The following is a 19,106-nucleotide window of genomic DNA, read 5'->3' on the forward strand; positions in this document are numbered from 1 at the left end:
ACGGATCACCGCATTTGCAACTACATTTAGTTACACGCAGGGAACGCCGTGTCCAAAAATGAAAAGCTGCTCGCCAAACTGCTCAACCTGCAGATGGCATTTACCTGGCCCGAGCTCGTCACGTTGCTGGGCTGGCTGGGTTATCGACAAATCGAAGGGGCTGGGAGCCGCGTCAAGTTCGACATTGGCGACCCGAGTGCAATGATCACCCTGCACAAGCCCCACCCTGGCAATGAGCTGAAGTACTACATTCGGCGCCAGATCATTGAACAGTTGGAATCAGGAGGCTTGATTCAATGAGCAACCAGTTGAGACACAAAGGCTACATCGGCTCCATAGAAGCCAGCGTCGAGGACAATTGCCTGTTCGGCAAGCTGCTGTTTATCCGCCCGCTGGTCAGCTACGAAGGCCAGACCGTGGCCCAGTTGGAAGCGGCCTTTCGCGAGGCCGTGGAGGATTACCTGGCTACTTGCCAGACCCTGGGCCAGACACCGGAAAAGCCCTGCAAAGGCTCGTTCAATGTGCGGGTCGGCCATGATCTGCACCTGGCCGCGGCCCTGGCGGCGACGCAGAAAAAGGTCACGCTCAACGACCTGACGCGCCAGGCGTTGCACGAGTTCCTGCGCCATCACGGTGCGGACAGTCACCCCGCCCTGGGGTGACTCATCCCAGGCGGCGGTAGCCCAACACCGCGGCCACCAACACCACCGCGCCGGCCACCAGCGCCACCCAGAACCCGCTGGGGGCGCCAGATTGGTCGATCATCCAGCCGGAACTGGCAGCACCGATGGCCACGCCGATGCTCAGGCCCGTGATCAGCCAGGTCATGCCTTCGGTCAGGCGGCTGGGTGGCACGACCCGTTCCACCAGGGCCATGGACACAATCAGCGTCGGCGCAAAAAACAGCCCGGAGACAAACACCGCCAGCGACAGCCCGAGAATGTCCCCCACCCACAACAACGGCAGGGTGGTCAACGCCGTGGCCAGGCCACACAGCAGGAACTGCCGGGGCAACGGCATGTGCAGTTTCAACGCGCCAAAGGCCAACCCCGCCAGGCACGAGCCAATGGCATACACCGACAGCACGATGCTCGCGGCAGCCGGCTGGCCCTGATGCTCGGCAAACGCCACGCTGACCACATCCACCACCCCGACAATGGTGCCCATGGCCATCAGCAGGATCATCAACACCAGCACCGAAGGTTGGGTGATCAGCCAGCGGCCATGCTGCTCAAGCTGTGCATGGACGGCAGGCTCCGTCTGTTTTTGCAGGACGAACGTGCTCACCCCGACCGCCAGCAAGGCCGCCCCCACCAGGGGCCCGGCTTCCGGAAACAGCAGCACACACAACCCCACCGACAGCGGCGGGCCGAGGATAAAACACACCTCGTCGAGCACCGATTCCAGGGCAAAGGCGGTTTGCAAACGCGGCTGGCCGCGATAGATCTCGGTCCAGCGCGCCCGCACCATGGCCGACATGTTGGGCATGCACCCGGCCAGGGCGGCAAAGATAAACAGAGTCCAGTCCGGCGCCTGCAAGCGGGTGCACAGCAATAGCAACAGCAACGCCCCCCCGCCAATCATCGCCGCCACCGGCAAGACACGGCCCTGGCCGTAGCGGTCCACCAGCCGTGAAACCTGCGGCGCGCAAAAGGCCGTGGCCAGGGCAAACGTCGCCGCCACCGCGCCCGCCAGCCCATAGCCGCCGCGAAGCTGCGACAACATGGTGATCAACCCGATACCGGTCATGGAAATCGGCATGCGGGCGAGCATGCCAGCCGATACAAAAGCCCTGGAGCCTGGCGCCTTGAACAGCTCGGCGTAGGGGTTTGCCATGGTGCGTGACCTCTTGCTGGGAGCCCTGGAGCTGGCCATCCGATGAAAGATATACGGTGCGTATGTGACAAATCATGAGTAATATACGCAGCGTATGTCAACCACTCACCTGCAAATAGCGAGCGTTTCCCATGAGCCGAGCCCGCGCCGAGATGATCGAACAAACCCGTGCCCGCCTGCTTGCCAGCGCCCGCCAGGCCTTTGCCGCCCAAGGCTTTGCCAATACCTCGATGGATGATTTCACCGCCCGCGCCGGCCTGACCCGTGGAGCGTTGTACCATCACTTTGGCGACAAAAAAGGCTTATTGGCGGCGGTAGTCGCGCAACTCGACGGCGAGATGGATCAACGTCTACAGCAGATCAGCGCCCAGGCCGAAAACCCCTGGGATGGTTTTTGCGAACGCTGTCGCGCCTATCTGCGCATGGCCCAGGACCCCGAGATCCAGCGCATCGTGCTGCAAGATGCACCGGCAGTACTTGGCGAAAACACCGCAGCCCAGCAGCAATGCATCCAATCATTGCGCGGGCTGCTGGAGGGGTTGATGCACGCCGGGCTGGTTGAACAGGCCCCCAGCCTGGCGCTGGCCCGATTGATCAATGGCAGCCTGGTGGATACGGCGCAATGGATTGCCCATGCCGAACGCCCGGACGAACGCCTGGAGCAAGCGCTGCAAGGCTTGGAGTTGCTGCTGCGGGGGCTGAAACCCAATCGCTGAATTGCTCAACCCGCGACAGCCATCAAGTGCGACGAAGCAGCAACGCCGCCACCGCACACAAGGTCAGCGCCACACACGCCAGGTAGAACGCGTCGCTGTAAGCCATCAAAAATGCCTGGTGCCGCACGCTCTGGTCGAGCAACTCCAGCACTTGCTGCTGCTGCGGCCATTGCTCCTGCAACACGCCGCCGCCCGGCAAATGTTGCTGCAAAGCAGGTTCGAAAATGCTCAGCGACTCACCGATGCGCGCCGAATGCACCTGCTCGCGCACCACCACCAGTTGCGCCAGCAAGGCCGTGCCCACCGCACCGCCCAGGTTGCGCAGCATCGAGAACACCGCCGAGGCCGAACCGGACTGCGCCTTGGCCAGCCCATGCACGGCCAGCACCGACAGCGCCACCATGATCAGCGGCTGGCCAATGCCGCGCACTACGATCGAGGGGATGATCACGTTACTGGCGCTGTCTGCCGACAAATGCGCGCCCATCCAACAGCCCAAAGCCATGATCGCAAAACCCGAAGCCACGAGGATTTTCGCGCTCAACCACTTCATCAGCCGCGGCAGGAACGGCGCCAGCACCAGTTGCACCAGGCCATAGGCAATCAGGCTGATGCCAATTTCGCTGGCGTTGTAGCCCTGCATCTGGGACAGGTAGTTGGGCACCAGAAATACCAGGCCATACGTACTGGCGCCGAAGATAAACATCGCCACGCTGGCGACGCCAAAGTTGTAGTGCGCCAACAACCGCAGGTTGATAAAGCTCTTGCTGCCCCACAATTGCCGGCCGACAAAACCCACCAACCCCACTACCGCCGCCAGGCTCATCCACACAATAAAGGAGGAGCCGAACCAGTCCTTGCGCCCACCCTCCTCCAGCACGATCTGCAATGCCCCCAACCCCAGCACCATGCAGGCGATGCCCAGCCAGTCGCCCTGGCGCAGCAACCCAAGGTTCATCGGCTGGCGGTCGATGGACCAGGCCACGGCCGCCAACAGGGCAACGCCGGGAAACAGTTGCAGGTAGAAGATCCAGCGCCACGAATAAACATCAGTCAGCCAGCCACCAATGGACGGCCCCGCAGCCTGGGCCACACTGTTGGCCAGGCTGAACAGCGCCATGCCCAGGGGGATCTTGCTGGCGGGCAACTCAGTGATGATCAACTGGAACGACAACGGAATCAGCACCGCCCCCGCCGCGCCCTGGATGACCCGGATGATGATCATCACCGGCAGGTTAGGCGCCATCGAGCACGCCACCGAGGCCACCAGAAACACCCCGGAGCCCCACAACATCACCCGCCGCAACGAAAACACCTGCACCAGCCAGGCAGTGAGCGGGATCATGATGATTTCCGCCACCAGATAGGCCGTGGAAATCCACGAACCCTCCTCGAACGTAGCCCCCAGGGCCCCTTCGATTTCCGGCAGGGCGGCGCTGGTGACATGCACGTTCATGCCGGCCATGAAACACCCGAACAAGCCACCGATCACCGCGACCCAGGCGCGAAACGATACGTTCGAGGTGCGTGCATCAGCCTCCATGGGAACCGTCCTGCTGGCTGGCCGGACGGGTGTCCACCGTGGCGATCACCGACATTCCCGGCAAGATGACGGGCGCATTCGCCGCGTCGGTCACCAGGCGGATCTTCACCGCAAAGCGCTGCACGATCTTGGTGAAATTGCCGGTGGCGTTGTCCGGCGGCAACAAGGCAAACACCGCGCCGGAACCGGGCGCGATGCTTTCCACCTGGCCGCGCCAGTGCTGGCCGGAAAAACTGTCCACCGCGATATCCACCGATTGCCCCGGCGCCATGTGTTGCAACTGGGTTTCCTTGTAGTTGGCGATCACATAGGCCTGCTCCACCGGCACCACCGCCAGCAACGGCAGGCCCGGCATCACGTACTGCTGGCGACGCACCTTGCGCTGGCCCACGACCCCATCGAACGGCGCGCGGATCGCCGTGTCATTCAAGGCGTTGCGGGCCAGGGCCAGTTTGGCCTGGGCCTCGCCCACCCGGGCCTGGGATTGGGCAATCCGCGCCTGGGCCTGTTGGCGGCGCGCCTGCAACACCTGGCACTGGGCCTGCTGCCGGGCCACTTGGGCACGGGCCTCGGTCACTGCCGCCAGCGCCTTGGCCTGGCCGGCACTGGCGGTTTCCAGGCGCTCACGGGTAGCAATCTGCTGGTCCACCAGGTCGCGATAACGCAGGAAGTCCAGGCGGGCACGATGAGCCTCGGCCTCGCTGCTGCTCAACGCAGCCTGAGCCTGGACGATGCGTTGCTGCTGCTCGCCCAGGCGTGCGTCCAGGGTATGCAGGCTGGACTGGCGCGCCGTCGCCGCTGCCCGGGCTTGCTGCAACTTGGCCTCGGTGCTGTGCAACTGTTCGATAAAGTCGCGGTCATCCAGGCGTACCAGCACATCCCCGGCCTTGACCGGCTGGTTGTCCTCCACCAACACCTGGGCCACGTAGCCGGCGATGCGTGGGCTGATTGCCACCCAATCGGCGCGCACGTAGGCATCGTCGGTTTCTTCAAGGAATCGCCCCCATTGCCACCAATACCCGGCAAACAGCCCCAGCCCCAACAGCGTCGCCAGGGATGCGCCCGTCAGCAATGCACGGCGATGGCGTTGCATCAAGCTGGGAGTGGATTGCAGGATGGCGGGTTCAACAGCCTGGTTCATGGCGTGGCTCCAAGGGTCGCAAGGGGGATGGGTTGGGGGTGATCGTCACGTTGCCAGCCGCCACCTAGGGCCTGGAACAGGTCGATCTGGCGGTTGATCAAGCGCAGGTCAGCCTGGGCCAGGGTGGCCTGCAGGTTGACCAGGCTGCGCTCGCTGTCCAGCAGTTGCAGGGCATCGAGGGCGCCGGCCCGAAAACTGCGGTTGGCCAGCTCAAACGCCCGCTGGCTGCTGTCCAGCGCGGCTTGCAGGGCCTGGCGGCGTTGCTGTTCGCCCTGATACAGGGCCAGGGCTTGCTCGACCTGTTTCAAGGCATTGAGTACCGTGCCGTCAAAACGCGCCTGGGCCTCGCGCGCCTGGGCCCGGCGCTGGCCCACCTGGGCCTGGGCAACGCCGCGATGGGGAAAGCGCCAAGACAGCAACGGCCCCACGGAATACACCAGCGCCTCACTGTCCCCCAACTTGCCCAGGCTGCTGGCGGAAGACTCCAGCGCGGCACCGAACGTCACCCGCGGATACAAATCTGCGCGCGCGACACCGATGGCCAGCGTGGCCGCTTGCAGTTGGCGCTCGGCACGCCGGATATCGGCACGCCGCTGCACCAGCGCCCAGCCGTCCCCCACCGGCAGCGGCGCCTGCAATTGCGGGGGCCGGGCACAGCTGTTACGGGCCACGTCCTGGGGCGCCACCCCACTGAGCACCGCCAATTCATACAGGGCGGCCTGACGGCGGGCAGTCAATATCGGCAACGGCGCACGGGTTTCTTCCAGCAGGCCATCGAGGCGCGCCAGGTCCAGCGCCGTCGCCGCCCCGGCTTTCTGCAACGTGCGGGTGACTTCTACACTGCGCTCCAACACTTGCACCGAATGACGCTGCACCTGGCGGCTGAACTCATAGACGCAGGCCTGGCCATAGGCGCGGGTGATCTGCGCGGCCACCGTCACCCGCCATTCATCTTCCAGCGCGCGCGCCGCATCCGCATCGGCGCGGGCGGCGGCCAGGCGATAACGCACCTCGCCCCACAGGTCCAGGGTGTAGCTCAGGGCGAATCCGGGCGTATGGCTCCATTGGGCGTCGGCATGTTTACCGCTCGCCTGGGCCAGGGTCTGGTCGTCTCGGCTGCGGCCATAGCCCACGCCGTAGGTCAGCAGGCTCGAGGGTTGGCGCTCGCTGTCGACCTGTTCCAGGCGGGCCAGCAACGCGTCGACATGGGCGGCGGCAGCCTCCAGGTCTTTGTTGTGGCTCAAGGCCTGCTCGACCAGCCGGTCCAATTGCGGGTCGCGGTACAACTGCCACCAGCGCTGGGGCAGCGGCTGGGTGGCCGAGCCACTGGACAATTGCGGCGCCGCCTGGGCTGTCAACTGCGCGGCTGGCTCGTCGGGCAGGCCGCTGCATCCGGCCAGCGCGCCCAGCAGAAGCAGGGTCAGGGATGCCGGGGATCGATGGCTAGTGGGTGGATGAACGACAAGGCTGGGCATCACAAAGCTCGCTGAAGAATGAGCTTTGCAGATTAGGCATGCACCCTGGCGGATTCGCCCGCGCCAGGGCCATGTATCGTCGCCAAATGGACAATTGGGTTACATGAAGCAACATCAGGCCCCGGGACGGAAATGACTCGGCGGATACCCCAGCGAACGACGGAACATCGCGCTGAACGCGCTCGGGCTCTGGTAACCATGCTCCAGCGCCACCTCCAGGATCGAAGCGCCCTGGGCCAGCAGCTTCAGGCTCAGGGCCAGGCGCGCACGCTTGCGCCACTCGCCAAAGCTCATGCCCAGTTCCCGCTGGAAAATCCGGCTCAGGGTGCGCGCGCTCATGTTCAGGGTCTCGGCCCAGGACTCCAGGCTGCTGTCATCGGATGGGTTGCGGATAAACCGGTTACATAGCCGGGCCAAGCGCGCTTCGCCGGGAACCGGCACATGCATGGCCACCACCGGTGCAGCCAACAGCTCCATGCGGATCAACTCCACCATGGCCTGCAAGCGTGGGCTGTTCTGGCCGGCGATCTGTGTGGCGGCCACGATCAGCTCGCGCAGCAGGGCCGAGACCTCGATCACCTGGCAGGTCCGGCCCAGGCTTGGCTCCACCTCAGGCATCAGGAACAAGGTGCGCATGTGCACCTCGCCGGCCATACGGATCTCGTGGGGCGTCCCGGCGGGCACCCACAACGCATGCCCGGACGGCACCAGCCAACTGCCCTGGGCGGTGCTGACCACCATCACTCCGGTGACCCCGTGAATCAGTTGCGCCTGGGTATGACAATGGGGGTGGACCACTTCGTCGTTGCGGTAGTTGTCGGCATAAGCCTCAAGCCAAGGCCGGTGCGCAGTTGTCATGGGCAGCGTCTCACGTCATCAAGCCGCTGATTCTAACCAAAAGCCCGCTGGCGAAAACGATAGATATAGACAGCCATCGTCGCATTTCAGACAAGCCGCTGAACTTGTGCCGCGCACCATCAGTCAGCTCAATGGACTCCTGAAGAAAGGTTGGGTGGACAATGCGCATCTCGTTGGAACAACAAGTGGCCGTGGTCACCGGGGCCAGCTCCGGCATTGGCGCGGGCGCCGCCAAAGCGTTGGCCGCCGCCGGCGCGGCGGTGGTGGTGAACTACAACAGCCAGGCAGAACCCGCCCAGGCCCTGGCCGCGCAGATCAACCAGTCCGGTGGCCGGGCCCTGGCGATCGGTGCCGACGTGTCCAGGGAGGCCGATGTCGAGCGCCTGTTTGCGCAAACCCTCGACGCCTTCGGCCACCTGGACATCCTGGTGGCCAACTCGGGCCTGCAGAAAGACGCCGCCATCAGCGACATGACCCTTGAGCAATGGAACGCGGTGATTGGCGTCAACCTCACCGGCCAGTTCCTCTGCGCCCGCGCCGCCTTGCGCATTTTCAACCGCCAGGGTGTGCGAGTCGGCGTATCGCGGGCTGCCGGCAAGATCATCCATATGAGTTCGGTGCACCAGTTGATCCCCTGGGCCGGCCACGTCAATTACGCGGCCTCCAAGGGCGGCGTCGAGATGCTGATGCGCAGCCTCGCCCAGGAAGTCAGCCACCAACGGATCCGCATCAACGGCATCGCGCCGGGGGCGATCCGCACGGCCATCAACCGCGCCGCCACCGAGGGCGATGCCGAGCAGCAGTTGCTCAAACTGATCCCCTATGGCCGCGTTGGCGACGTGGAGGATGTGGCCAACGCCGTGGTCTGGCTGGCCAGTGATGCGTCCGACTATGTGGTGGGCAGCACCTTGTTTATCGACGGCGGCATGAGCCTTTATCCGGAGTTCAAAGACAATGGTTGATCTGAAAAACGAAGCGCAAAGCGCCATCGACGCCCACGGCATCATCGGCGACATGCGCAGTGCAGCGCTGATCAACGACCAGGGCAGCATCGATTTTTTCTGCTGGCCGGAATTCGACAGCCCGTCGATCTTCTGCTCACTGCTCGACTCCCCCGCCGCCGGGATCTTCCAGCTCACCCCAGACCTGCCCGAGGCGCGCCGCGAACAAATCTACCTGCCGGACACCAACGTCCTGCAAACCCGCTGGCTGAGCGATGAGGCGGTGGTGGAAATCACCGACCTGCTGAGCATCAGCGACGACGTCGACGACCTGCCCCTGCTGATCCGCCGCGTGCGGGTGGTGAGCGGCAAGGCCACCCTGCATATGCGCTGCGCGGTACGCCATGACTATGCCCGGGCGCCCACCCGGGCTACGGCGGATAAGACCGATGTATGTTTCCAAGCCCCGGGCCTGCCCGGCCTGCGCCTGGCCAGCAGCCTACCGGTACAGATCGAGGACGATGCCGCTGTTGCCTGCTTTACCCTGGACCAGGACCAGGGCGCCGAATTTGTCCTTGGTGGCCTCGACGATGTGCGTGTCGACAGTGGCGGCACCGACCTGTGCCTGCAACGCACCCTGCAGTTCTGGCGCGGCTGGCTGGCGCAGTCCAACTACCGTGGCCGCTGGCGGGAAATGGTCAACCGCTCGGCCCTGGCCCTGAAGCTTTTGACCTCGCGCAAACACGGGGCGATCCTCGCAGCGGCCACCTTCGGCCTGCCCGAAAGCCCCGGCGGCGAGCGCAATTGGGACTACCGCTACACCTGGATCCGCGACGCCTCGTTCACCGTCTATGCCTTTATGCGCCTGGGGTTTGTCCAGGAAGCCAATGACTACATGCGCTGGCTGCGCGGGCGCGTCAGCGACTGCTGCGGGCAGCCGATGAAAATCAATATCCTGTATGGCATCGACGGCCGCCAACAGCTGCCGGAAACCGAGTTGACCCACCTCAGCGGCCACGGCGGCGCGCAACCGGTGCGCATTGGCAACGAGGCCTTTGACCAGGTGCAACTGGATATCTTTGGCGAACTGATGGACGCGGTGTACCTGGTCAACAAGTACGGCGAGGCCATCTCCCATGAAGGCTGGAAACACACCCTGGAAGTGGTGGACCAGGTGTGCGAAACCTGGAACCAGAAAGACGTCGGCATCTGGGAGATGCGTGGCGAGCAGCATCACTTCCTGCACTCGCGGCTGATGTGCTGGGTGGCGCTCGACCGGGCGATACGCCTGGCCTCCAAACGCTCGCTGCCAGCCCCGTTCGCCCGCTGGGACCAGACCCGCCAGGCGATTTATGAAGATATCTGGAGCAACTTCTGGAACGCCGAACGCGGGCATTTCGTGCAGCACATCGGCAGCACTGCACTGGATGGGTCGATGCTGTTGATGCCACTGGTGCGCTTCGTGGCGGCTACCGACCCGCGCTGGCTGTCGACCCTGGAGGCCATCCAGAAAAGCCTGGTGCGCGACGGCATGGTGTACCGCTACCGCAATGACGACAGCCAGATTGACGGCTTGCAAGGCACAGAGGGGGCGTTTACCGCCTGTTCATTCTGGTACGTCGAATGCCTGGCCCGCGCGGGGCAAGTGGAAAAGGCCCACCTGGAGTTCGAGCAACTGCTGCGCTATGCCAACCCGCTGGGGCTTTATGCCGAAGAGTTCGACAGCCAGGCACGGCATCTAGGCAACACGCCCCAGGCCTTGAGCCATTTGGCGCTGATCAGCGCGGCGACGTTTCTGGATCGCAAGTTGAGTGGGGAAAAAACCGTGTGGCAACCTTGAGAATCGAGCAGCGAAGTGAAACCCTTGGAGGAGCTTTCAGGCAACCTCCACATTGGCTGCACCGATGCCATCGCTGCCTCGCTAAAGCTCGACCGCTCCACCTTTGATCTTTGCTACCTTGAGCAAGCTATCTGCCTGCCCCTCCTGTATTCAAGGAACGAATATGAACCCGCCCCTGGCGCCCGACAATGTTCAGTCGATACCCACGCCAACCGCGCCACACCACAGGGATGCGTTCCCCACCCTGCACACTGAACGTTTGCACCTGCGGGAGTTGACCCCCCACGACGCCCCGGCGCTGTTCGCGATCTATCGCGACGCCGAGGCCATGCCCTGGTTTGGCATTGATCCCATGACCGATGTATCACAGGCCCACGCCCTGATCGCCACCTTCGCTCAATGGCGGACCCAGGCCAATCCGGGCACGCGCTGGGGTCTGGAATGTGAAGGCAGGTTGATTGGCACCTGTGGGCTGTTCAAATGGAATCGCCAGTGGAACAGCTGCGCCCTGGCCTGCGAGCTGGCACCGACGGCCAGGGGCAAAGGCTTGATGAGCGAAGCCCTGGGCAGCGTGCTCGACTGGGGCTTTGCGCAGATGCAGTTGCATCGTGTCGAAGCGCTGGTTCATCCGCGCAACCTGGCGTCCCAGGCACTGCTGGGGCGCCTGGGTTTTAGCCGCGAAGGCGTGCTGCGCGAGGCCGGGTTTTGGGCGGGGCGTTATCAGGACCTGCACGTGTTTTCGCTGCTGGCCCATGAACACGCAAAGGTTTCGCGCTAAAGTCCAGGCTCCCTGCTGTGACCCTGACGGAGTCCCAATGAGCCCCTCGATCACGCTGCTGTATATCCGCACTCCCATGCTCGATATCGCCTACGAAGCCCATGGCCCGGCCGACGGCGAAGTGGTGATTCTGCTGCACGGTTTTCCCTATGACCCTCGCGGCTACGATGCCATCGCGCCGGTGTTGGCCGAGGCTGGCTATCGCGTGCTGGTGCCTTACCTGCGCGGCTACGGCCCGACCCGTTTTGCCCACGCCCAGGTAATGCGCTCCGGCCAACAGGCGGCGCTGGCCAAGGACCTGCTGGATTTCATGGACGCCCTGTCCATCGACCAGGCAGCCCTTGCTGGTTATGACTGGGGCGGGCGCGCCGCGTGCATTGTCGCGGCGCTTTGGCCCACGCGCGTACGCTGCCTGGTCACAGGTGATGGCTACAACATTCAGGACATTGCCAAGTCCGTCCAGCCACGCGCGCCGGTCACGGAGCATCGGTTGTGGTACCAGTTCTATTTCCACACCCAACGGGGTGTCGATGGCCTGACCGCCAACCGCGGCGAGCTGTGTGAACTGCTGTGGTCACTCTGGTCGCCCTCCTGGGCCGAGGGGCCGAGCCTTTACCCGCAGACGGCGCCCTCGTTTGATAACCCGGACTTTGTGGAGGTGGTGATCCACTCCTATCGCCATCGTTTCATGTATGCCGAGGGTGATCCGGCGCTGGAAGGGATTGAACAGGCGCTGGTGCAGCCGCCGCCGATTTCGGTGCCAAGCATTTCGCTGTGCGGCGCCGACGACGGTGTCGGCCCGGCTCCCGAGGTGGATGACGACGTGGGCAATTTCAGCGGATTCTATCGACGCCGGGTGCTCGCCGGGGTGGGCCACAATATTCCCCAGGAAGCACCGCAGGCCACCCTCGATGCATTGTTTGAACTGCTGGAGCAGACTCACGCCGGCGCCGCAAACCGCTCGCGATAAAGCTGGGGGGTGATCGACAACGCGCGGATAAAACTGCGGCGCATGGTTTCTTCGCTGCCAAAGCCGCATTGCGCCGCGATGCGCTTGATTGCCACGGTGCTGTCGGCCAATTGCCGGCGTGCGGTTTCCACGCGGATCAGTTCCACCGCCCGGGCCGGGGTCTGGCCGGTTTCGGCGCGGTAATGGCGTACGAAGCTGCGTTCGCTCATGCCACACGCAGCCGCCAGGGTCGGGATGTTCAAGTTAAGGTGCAGGTGCTCGGCAATCCACGCATGCAATTGACTGAAGCGGCTGCCGCCCTTTTGCAGGGACAGGGTGACGCTGAACTGCGACTGCCCACCGGGTCGTTTGAGAAACACCACCAGGTGCCGCGCCACTTCCAGGGCCACTGCGCGGCCCAGGTCCTGTTCCACCAGGGCCAGGCACAAATCGATACCGGCCGTGACTCCCGCCGAAGTCCAGAGCGAGCCCTGCTGGATAAAGATCGGGTTGGCCTCGACCCGCAGCCTGGGGTATTTACGCGCCAGTTCCTCGCAGCGCGTCCAGTGGGTGGCGACACGGCAGCCGTCCAGCAGGCCACTGGCGGCCAACAGGAAGGCACCGGTACACACCGAGGTGATGCGCCGCGACTGCTTGGCTTTTTGCCGCACCCACTCCACCAGTTGCGGATCATCGGCCGCCCCATACACGCCCCAGCCACCAGCGATCACCAGGGTGTCGCAAGGCGTATCGGCGGCAGGCAACGGCTCGGCCACCAGGGCCAGGCCGGCAGAGGTCATCACCGGCTCGGCCTGGGCGGCAACCACGTTGACCGCATAGGGCAACGGCAAACCTTGCTGGCGGGCCAGGTCGTTGGCCGAGGCAAACACTTGCAACGGCCCGGTGACGTCGAGTACCTGCACGTTGGCAAAGGCCAGCACATGGATGATTTTCGGCATGATTGGCGTGATTCGTGGGCTCAATGGCGTATGCGCCAAAGCCTAGGCCACTAGAGTGAAGCCGTCCATCCCCTCTCCTGGAGTTTCACCATGACCTTGCAGATCGGCTTTGTGTTGTTCCCCGGCATCCAGCAACTGGACCTCACCGGCCCCTACGACGTACTGGCGTCATTGCCGGACGTAAAGTTGCACCTGATCTGGAAAGACTTGGCGCCGATCACTTCCAGCAGCGGGTTGGTGCTGTCACCGACCATCACCTACGACCACTGCCCGACGCTGGACGTGATCTGCGTACCGGGCGGCTCGGGGGTTGGGCCGCTGATGGAAGATGAGCCGACCCTGGACTTTCTGCGGGCACAATCCCAGACCGCGCGCTATGTGACGTCGGTGTGTACCGGCTCGCTGGTGCTGGGAGCGGCGGGTTTGCTGCGCGGGCGGCGAGCCACCACGCATTGGGCCTATCACGAGATGCTGGCCACTTTGGGCGCGACTGCGGTGCAGGAGCGTGTGGTACGCGACGGCAATCTGTTCACCGGGGGCGGCATCACGGCGGGGATCGACTTTGCCCTGACCCTGGCCGCCGAGCTGTACGGCGAGGCGGCGGCGCAGTTGGTGCAATTGCAGCTTGAATATGCGCCAGCCCCGCCCTTCAATGCCGGCCGCCCGGACACCGCGCCACGGCCGGTGCTGGACGAGGCGAATAAGCGCACCGCTGAATCACGCAAGACCCGGGGCGAAATTGCCGCACGGGCGGCGGCGCGGCTGGGCTGAAGGCCGGACGCTTTTCCCTTGTGGGAGCTGGCTTGCTCGCGAAGACGTCGGCCCAGCAAACATTGATGTTGACTGACCCACTGCTTTCGCGAGCAAGCCCGCTCCCACAGGGGATGTGCGTCGGGGCAGAAGCCTGGGCCACACCACAAATCAAAGGTAGGAGCTGGCTTGCCTGCGATGGCGGTATACCAGCCGCCAAAAATAATGGCCGAACTGCCGCTATCGCAGGCAAGCCCGCTCCCACAGGGGATGTGCGTCGGGGCAGTAGTTTGGGCCACACCACAAATCAAAGGTGGGAACTGGCTTGCCTGCGATGGCGGTATACCAGCCGCCAAAAATAATGGCTGAACCGCCGCTATCGCGGGTAAGCCCGCTCCCACAAGGAGAGGCATCTGCCATTTACAAGCTGCGCGGCATCACCGCCAGGCGCACGGCCAACACCGTCAGCACCGTGGCCAGCCCCCATTTCTGCAGGCCGGCGGTTCTTTTACTACCGGCGAAAAACCGGCTGATCGCCCCGCCAAAAACCCCCAGTACCGCGTGAAATACGCCCGCAATCAGCGTCAGGACCGCACCCAACTGCACCAATTGCAGGGCAATGGGGCCGGCCTCGGGTTTGACGAACTGCGGCAGGAACACCATGAAAAACAGCAGCGCCTTGGGGTTGAGCAGGCTGTTGAGCATGGCCCGCATAAACACCCCGCCCAGGCGTACCCGCACAACTTGGGCGGTATCCAGGGACGGTTTTTTCTGCAAGGTCTTGAACGCCAGCCACAGCAGGTAGACCACCCCGGCATAACGAATCAGGTCAAACGCCGGGGGCCAACTGGCCACCAACGCGGTGACACCGGTAGCGGTGAGTGCGGTCAGCAGCAGGTCGGCCACCCCGATCCCCAACCCCGCCGCCACCCCACCGCGCCAGCCATAGCTCACGCCATGACTGATGACAAAGGCCATGTTCGGCCCGGGCGACAGCAGCAACAGCAGCACGGAGCCAGAGAAAACCGCCAGGGTTGGGAGATCGATCATGCTTAGCTCATCCGCCAGGGAAAACCGTAGATTAGTCTCACCCCTGGGCCAGATGCCAGCAGCCGCCAGAGAGTTCCTACAGATGCCGGTGCAGCCCGTCAAAAAAGCTTTTCCTGCCCGGCAGGATAATTCCCGCTTTTGTTTCTACACTCCAAAAAGCCATCACTTATTCTCGATTAATCTGAGAATACCGCAAAATATGTCAACAAACCGTCATCACAAGAGTATCTTATGACACTAGACGGCTAGACTCATGGAAAAAGTCAAAACCTTGACGAGAAAATCAAAAGGAGCCATCATTTAGACATTACTTCGCAACAGCCTGCGCCCAGACAGGCAATTGCGCGTTACCCAGTGAAAGCAGTCGTTCGCCTTGCACCACTTATAAAGCAGACCTGCCTTATGGATGAGCAAACGAACAGGGAAGTCCTGGTGGTGTATTGAGGGATGATTTATGCGTGAGAAGTCGTCAGTCGACAGCCTGTTTCTGACTCGTACCGGTTTTGTTGAATTCTTTGTGGTTTTCGTCAAATTAATCCACGGCCTGACGGCAGTCCTGCCGGCGATGATCCTGTTGTTCTACCCGGATCCGGTCGACCCGCAAATGCGTGGCCACTACCTGGGCCTGCTGCTGTTTTTTGCGATCCTGACCATCATTCTGTTCCAGGCCCTGGGGGTGTACTCCGAGGACCTGTTCAGCAACCGCCTGCGTTTTCGCGTGATGTTGGTCGCGTGGATCTCGGCGTTTTGCATCCTGCTGTTCATGTACCAGATCCTGCTGCTGTTCCCGCAGTTGAGCCCGCGCAACCTGATGTTCTGGTTCAGCCTGAGCCTGATCCTGTTTGGCGTGGAACGCATCCTGATGCTGCGCCTGTATCGCAACCTGATGAAGAATGGCAAGTTCCTGCAGCGCACGGTGATCCTCGGCTTTACCGACACCGCCATCCATGTGGCCGAACACCTGTCGCGCAACAGTGACATCCGCTCCGGCCTGATCGGTTTTATCGACGACCGCACCGAACGCATCCCCAAGGAATTGAGCAACCTGCCGTTGCTGGGCAACACCCGCGACCTGGAAAAACTGATCAGGTCCGAACAGGTCAACCAGGTGATGATCACCCTGCCCTGGGCCGCCGAGCAGCGCATCAACGGGCTGGTCAAGCGCCTGCGGCAGATGTCGGTCAACGTCATGCTGGTGCCGGACATGGCCGCCCTGCGCTATGGCCATAACCGCATCACCGATGTCGGCGGCATCCTGATGTTCAACACCTCGCAACTGCCGCTGCGCGGTTGGTCACCCTTTATCAAGCGCTGTGAAGACCTGCTGTTGGCCAGCGCCGGCCTGCTGCTGTTGTCGCCGATCATGGTGGTGACCGCCATTGCCATCAAGCTCGACTCCAAGGGCCCGGTGCTGTTTCGCCAGAAGCGCTACGGCTATAACGACAACCTGATCCGGGTGTTCAAGTTCCGCTCGATGTACGTCGACCAGAGCGATTTCAACGCCGAGTGCTAGACCACCCGCCGCGACCCACGTATCACCCGTGTCGGGCGAATCATTCGCAAGACCAGCATCGACGAGCTGCCGCAACTGTTCAATGTGCTGCTGGGCAATATGTCGATGGTCGGTCCGCGCCCCCATGCCACCGCCACCAAGGCCGCCGGGATTCCGTTCGAGGAAGCCGTCAGCGAATACAGCTCGCGGCACCGGGTCAAGCCGGGCATCACCGGCTGGGCGCAGATCAATGGCTACCGGGGTGAAACCGACACCCTGTTCAAGATCCAGAAACGGGTCGAATACGACCTGGAATACATCGCCAAATGGTCGGTGTGGTTTGACCTGTACATCGTTTTCATGACGGTCCCGGCCGTCCTTTCCACCAAGGAAGTCTATTGATGAACACCCTCAACGGATTGATTCCCTGCATCATCTCCGGTGGCTCGGGCACGCGGCTGTGGCCGGTTTCGCGGCAGAACATGCCCAAGCCGTTCATGCGCATGCGCGACGACCAGAGCCTGTTGCAGAAAACTTTCCTGCGCGCCAGCCGCCTGCCGGGGGTCGACAGCGTGCTGACGGTGACCAACCGCGACCTGCTGTTTCGCACCCTCGACGATTACCGCGCAGTCAACACCGCCCACCTGGGCCTGGATTTGCTGCTGGAACCGTTCGGCCGCAACACGGCTGCGGCCATCGCGGTCGCTGCCCTGCATGTGCAGGAGTTTTTCGGCGACGATGCGCAATTGCTGGTGATGCCGGCCGACCACCTGATCCTCGATGAAAACGCCTTCGCCAAGGCCGTGGCCCAGGCCCGCGAATTGGCCGAAGCGGGTTACCTGGTGACCTTCGGCATCCAGCCCGACCGCCCCGAGACCGGCTTTGGCTATATCGAACAAGGCCCGGCGCTGGCCCAGGGTTTCCGTGTCCAGCGCTTCGTCGAAAAACCCGACCTGGCCACCGCCCAAGGCTACCTCGACGGCGGCAAGCACCTGTGGAATGCCGGGATGTTCTGCTTCAAGGCCGCCACCCTGCTCGAAGAGCTGGCGACCCACGCCCCGGCCGTGCTGGACGCAGCCAAGGCGGCGCTGGAACACAGCACCAGCCTGCAAAACAACAGCAGCCGCCAGCGCGAACTGAACCCGCAAGGCTTTGGCACCGCGCCGGACATCTCCATCGACGTGGCCCTGATGGAGAAATCCGCCCAGGTTGCCGTAGTGCCGTGTGACATCGGCTGGAGCGATATCGGCTCCTGGGAAGCCCTGCGCCAGCTGACCCCCAGCGACGACAACGGCAACCAGATCAATGGCGAAGCGATCCTGCACGACGTGCACAACTGCTATATCGACTCGCCCAAGCGCGTATTGGGCGCGGTCGGGGTGCGTGACCTGATCATCGTCGACACCCCCGACGCCCTTCTGATTGCCGACGCCAACCGCAGCCAGGATGTGCGCCATATCGTTGCCGAACTCAAGCGCCAGAATCATCCCGCGTTCAGCCTGCACCGCACCGTCACCCGGCCCTGGGGCACGTACACGGTGCTGGAGGAAAGCACGCGCTTCAAGATCAAGCGCATCGTGGTCAAGCCCAAGGGCTCGCTGTCGTTGCAAATGCACCATCACCGCAGCGAACACTGGGTAGTGGTCAGCGGCGCGGCAATGATCACCAATGGCGAGCGCGAGATCCTGCTCAACATGAACGAGTCCACCTATATTCCCGCCGGGCACAAACACCGCCTGACCAACCCCGGCATCATCGACCTGGTGATGATCGAGGTGCAGAGCGGCGAATACCTGGGCGAAGACGACATTGTGCGCTTCGACGACATCTACGGCCGTGCGCCCGCCAGCGAGCCCAAGCCCTGATGCGTACGTCCCTGATCATCCCGACCCGCAACGCCGCCGGCCACCTCGACCGGCTGCTGCCGGCGCTGCGCATGCAGACCCTGCAACCCGACGCAATGCTGGTAGTGGACAGCGCCTCGAGCGATGACACGGTGGCGCGCTTTCGCGAGTTTGGCACGCGTGTCGAAGTGATCGCCGCCCGCGACTTCAACCACGGCGGCACCCGGCGCTGGGCCAGCGAGCACGTGGGTGGCGATGCGCTGATCGTGATGACCCAGGATGCGATCCCGGCCGAGCCCGAGACCTTCGCCAACCTGCTCGCCGAGCTGCAACAGGACCCACTCAACGGCGTCGCCTATGGCCGGCAGCTGCCGCACCCCGGTGCGGGAGTGCTGGGCGCGCAGTCGCGGCACTTCAACTACCCGGCCCACAGCCGCAGCAAAAGCCTGGCCGATGCGCCGCAGTTGGGGATCAAGACCTGCTTTAGCTCCGATTCGTTTTCCGTGTACCGGCGCAGCGCCCTAGAGGCCGTGGGCGGCTTTCCCGCCGATGTGATCGGCAGCGAAGACGCCTACGTCGCCGCGCGCCTGCTGCTGGCGGGCTGGAAGGTGCAGTACGCCGCCAGCGCCCGGGTTTATCACTCCCACGATTACCGACTCATGGATGAATTTCACCGCTACTTCGACATTGGTGTGTTCTACGGCCGCGAGCCGTGGATTCGCCAGGCGTTTGGCGACGCCGGCGGTGAAGGTAAACGCTATGTACTGGCCGAATTACGTGCCTTGCGCGAGGCCAACGCCTTGCACCGCGCCCCCGAAGTGGTGGTGCGCAGTGCCTTTAAATTGCTGGGCTATCGCCTCGGCCACCTTGAACGCTACCTGCCCAAATCGCTCAAGCAGCGCCTGGGCATGTTTTCCACCTACTGGACTTGAGC

Annotated in this window: 17 protein-coding genes and 1 pseudogene; 11 read left to right on the forward strand and 7 right to left on the reverse strand. The window is 63.3% G+C overall.

Annotated elements, in window-relative coordinates; genetic code table 11:
- The first annotated feature begins 48 nt into the window (after window positions 1–48).
- Window positions 49–300, forward strand: coding sequence for a type II toxin-antitoxin system HicA family toxin (locus AC19YY_RS20115; RefSeq protein ID WP_057439099.1), 252 nt, complete (start codon window positions 49–51; stop codon window positions 298–300).
- Entirely contained in the window at window positions 297–662 is a 366-nt protein-coding gene (locus tag AC19YY_RS20120) for a type II toxin-antitoxin system HicB family antitoxin (protein ID WP_169954779.1), read from the forward strand. Before AC19YY_RS20115 ends, AC19YY_RS20120 begins: the two co-directional genes overlap by 4 nt.
- Window position 663: 1 nt before the next feature.
- Here the strand turns inward: AC19YY_RS20120 and AC19YY_RS20125 are convergent, their stop codons facing one another.
- Entirely contained in the window at window positions 664–1,836 is a 1,173-nt protein-coding gene (locus AC19YY_RS20125) for an MFS transporter (RefSeq protein ID WP_169954780.1), read from the reverse strand.
- Window positions 1,837–1,967: 131 nt separating this feature from the next.
- Between AC19YY_RS20125 and AC19YY_RS20130 the strand changes: the two genes are divergently transcribed.
- Window positions 1,968–2,552, forward strand: coding sequence for a TetR/AcrR family transcriptional regulator (locus AC19YY_RS20130; RefSeq protein ID WP_169954781.1), 585 nt, complete (start codon window positions 1,968–1,970; stop codon window positions 2,550–2,552).
- 22 nt (window positions 2,553–2,574) lie between these two features.
- Here AC19YY_RS20130 and AC19YY_RS20135 read toward each other — a convergent pair whose 3' ends face one another.
- From AC19YY_RS20135 to AC19YY_RS20150, 4 genes are all read right to left on the reverse strand, one after another.
- The gene (locus AC19YY_RS20135) at window positions 2,575–4,095 is read right to left on the reverse strand and encodes an MDR family MFS transporter (protein ID WP_169954782.1); all 1,521 of its coding nucleotides are present in this window, start codon (window positions 4,093–4,095) and stop codon (window positions 2,575–2,577) included.
- Window positions 4,085–5,236, reverse strand: coding sequence for an HlyD family secretion protein (locus AC19YY_RS20140; protein ID WP_169954783.1), 1,152 nt, complete (start codon window positions 5,234–5,236; stop codon window positions 4,085–4,087). Before AC19YY_RS20140 ends, AC19YY_RS20135 begins: the two co-directional genes overlap by 11 nt.
- The gene (locus AC19YY_RS20145; RefSeq protein WP_169954784.1) at window positions 5,233–6,711 is read right to left on the reverse strand and encodes an efflux transporter outer membrane subunit; all 1,479 of its coding nucleotides are present in this window, start codon (window positions 6,709–6,711) and stop codon (window positions 5,233–5,235) included. The genes AC19YY_RS20140 and AC19YY_RS20145 overlap by 4 nt, the downstream gene beginning before the upstream one ends.
- 114 nt (window positions 6,712–6,825) lie before the next feature.
- Entirely contained in the window at window positions 6,826–7,569 is a 744-nt protein-coding gene (locus AC19YY_RS20150; RefSeq protein ID WP_169954785.1) for an AraC family transcriptional regulator, read from the reverse strand.
- A 161-nt stretch (window positions 7,570–7,730) separates the two neighbouring features.
- On the opposite strand from AC19YY_RS20150, the gene AC19YY_RS20155 reads away from it, so the two are divergent.
- From AC19YY_RS20155 to AC19YY_RS20170, 4 genes are all read left to right on the forward strand, one after another.
- Entirely contained in the window at window positions 7,731–8,531 is an 801-nt protein-coding gene (locus tag AC19YY_RS20155; RefSeq protein WP_500604732.1) for a glucose 1-dehydrogenase, read from the forward strand.
- The gene (locus tag AC19YY_RS20160; RefSeq protein WP_169954787.1) at window positions 8,524–10,350 is read left to right on the forward strand and encodes a glycoside hydrolase family 15 protein; all 1,827 of its coding nucleotides are present in this window, start codon (window positions 8,524–8,526) and stop codon (window positions 10,348–10,350) included. Before AC19YY_RS20155 ends, AC19YY_RS20160 begins: the two co-directional genes overlap by 8 nt.
- 163 nt (window positions 10,351–10,513) lie before the next feature.
- Window positions 10,514–11,128, forward strand: a complete 615-nt coding sequence (locus AC19YY_RS20165; protein WP_500604733.1) for a GNAT family N-acetyltransferase — start codon at window positions 10,514–10,516, stop codon at window positions 11,126–11,128.
- A 37-nt stretch (window positions 11,129–11,165) separates the two neighbouring features.
- Window positions 11,166–12,098 (forward strand): alpha/beta fold hydrolase, encoded by a 933-nt coding sequence (locus tag AC19YY_RS20170; protein ID WP_500604734.1) that lies wholly within the window; start codon window positions 11,166–11,168, stop codon window positions 12,096–12,098.
- Here the strand turns inward: AC19YY_RS20170 and AC19YY_RS20175 are convergent.
- Complete coding sequence (locus AC19YY_RS20175; RefSeq protein ID WP_169954789.1) at window positions 12,068–13,036, reverse strand: GlxA family transcriptional regulator; 969 nt, start codon at window positions 13,034–13,036, stop codon at window positions 12,068–12,070. The two genes, AC19YY_RS20170 and AC19YY_RS20175, sit on opposite strands and share 31 nt — an antisense overlap.
- A 90-nt stretch (window positions 13,037–13,126) precedes the next feature.
- Between AC19YY_RS20175 and inhA the strand changes: the two genes are divergently transcribed.
- Window positions 13,127–13,807 carry an isonitrile hydratase gene (gene inhA / locus AC19YY_RS20180; RefSeq protein WP_169954790.1) on the forward strand — a complete coding sequence of 227 codons (681 nt, stop codon included), beginning with the start codon at window positions 13,127–13,129 and terminating at the stop codon, window positions 13,805–13,807.
- 399 nt (window positions 13,808–14,206) lie between these two features.
- Here the strand turns inward: inhA and AC19YY_RS20185 are convergent, their stop codons facing one another.
- A complete protein-coding gene (locus AC19YY_RS20185) occupies window positions 14,207–14,836 on the reverse strand; it encodes a LysE family translocator (RefSeq protein WP_500604735.1) in 630 nt (209 codons plus the stop codon).
- Window positions 14,837–15,290: 454 nt separating this feature from the next.
- On the opposite strand from AC19YY_RS20185, the pseudogene AC19YY_RS20190 reads away from it, so the two are divergent.
- The 3 genes and pseudogenes from AC19YY_RS20190 (at window position 15,291) to AC19YY_RS20200 (ending at window position 19,104) form a co-directional block, all read left to right on the forward strand.
- A pseudogene (locus AC19YY_RS20190) lies at window positions 15,291–16,730 on the forward strand (undecaprenyl-phosphate glucose phosphotransferase).
- A complete protein-coding gene (locus AC19YY_RS20195; RefSeq protein ID WP_172314451.1) occupies window positions 16,730–18,193 on the forward strand; it encodes a mannose-1-phosphate guanylyltransferase/mannose-6-phosphate isomerase in 1,464 nt (487 codons plus the stop codon). The pseudogene AC19YY_RS20190 and the gene AC19YY_RS20195 overlap by 1 nt, the downstream one beginning before the upstream one ends.
- Window positions 18,193–19,104, forward strand: a complete 912-nt coding sequence (locus AC19YY_RS20200) for a glycosyltransferase family 2 protein (RefSeq protein ID WP_500604736.1) — start codon at window positions 18,193–18,195, stop codon at window positions 19,102–19,104. The genes AC19YY_RS20195 and AC19YY_RS20200 overlap by 1 nt, the downstream gene beginning before the upstream one ends.
- The last annotated feature ends 2 nt before the right edge of the window (window positions 19,105–19,106 follow it).

It is taken from the genome of Pseudomonas sp. MF09156, assembly GCF_059862305.1.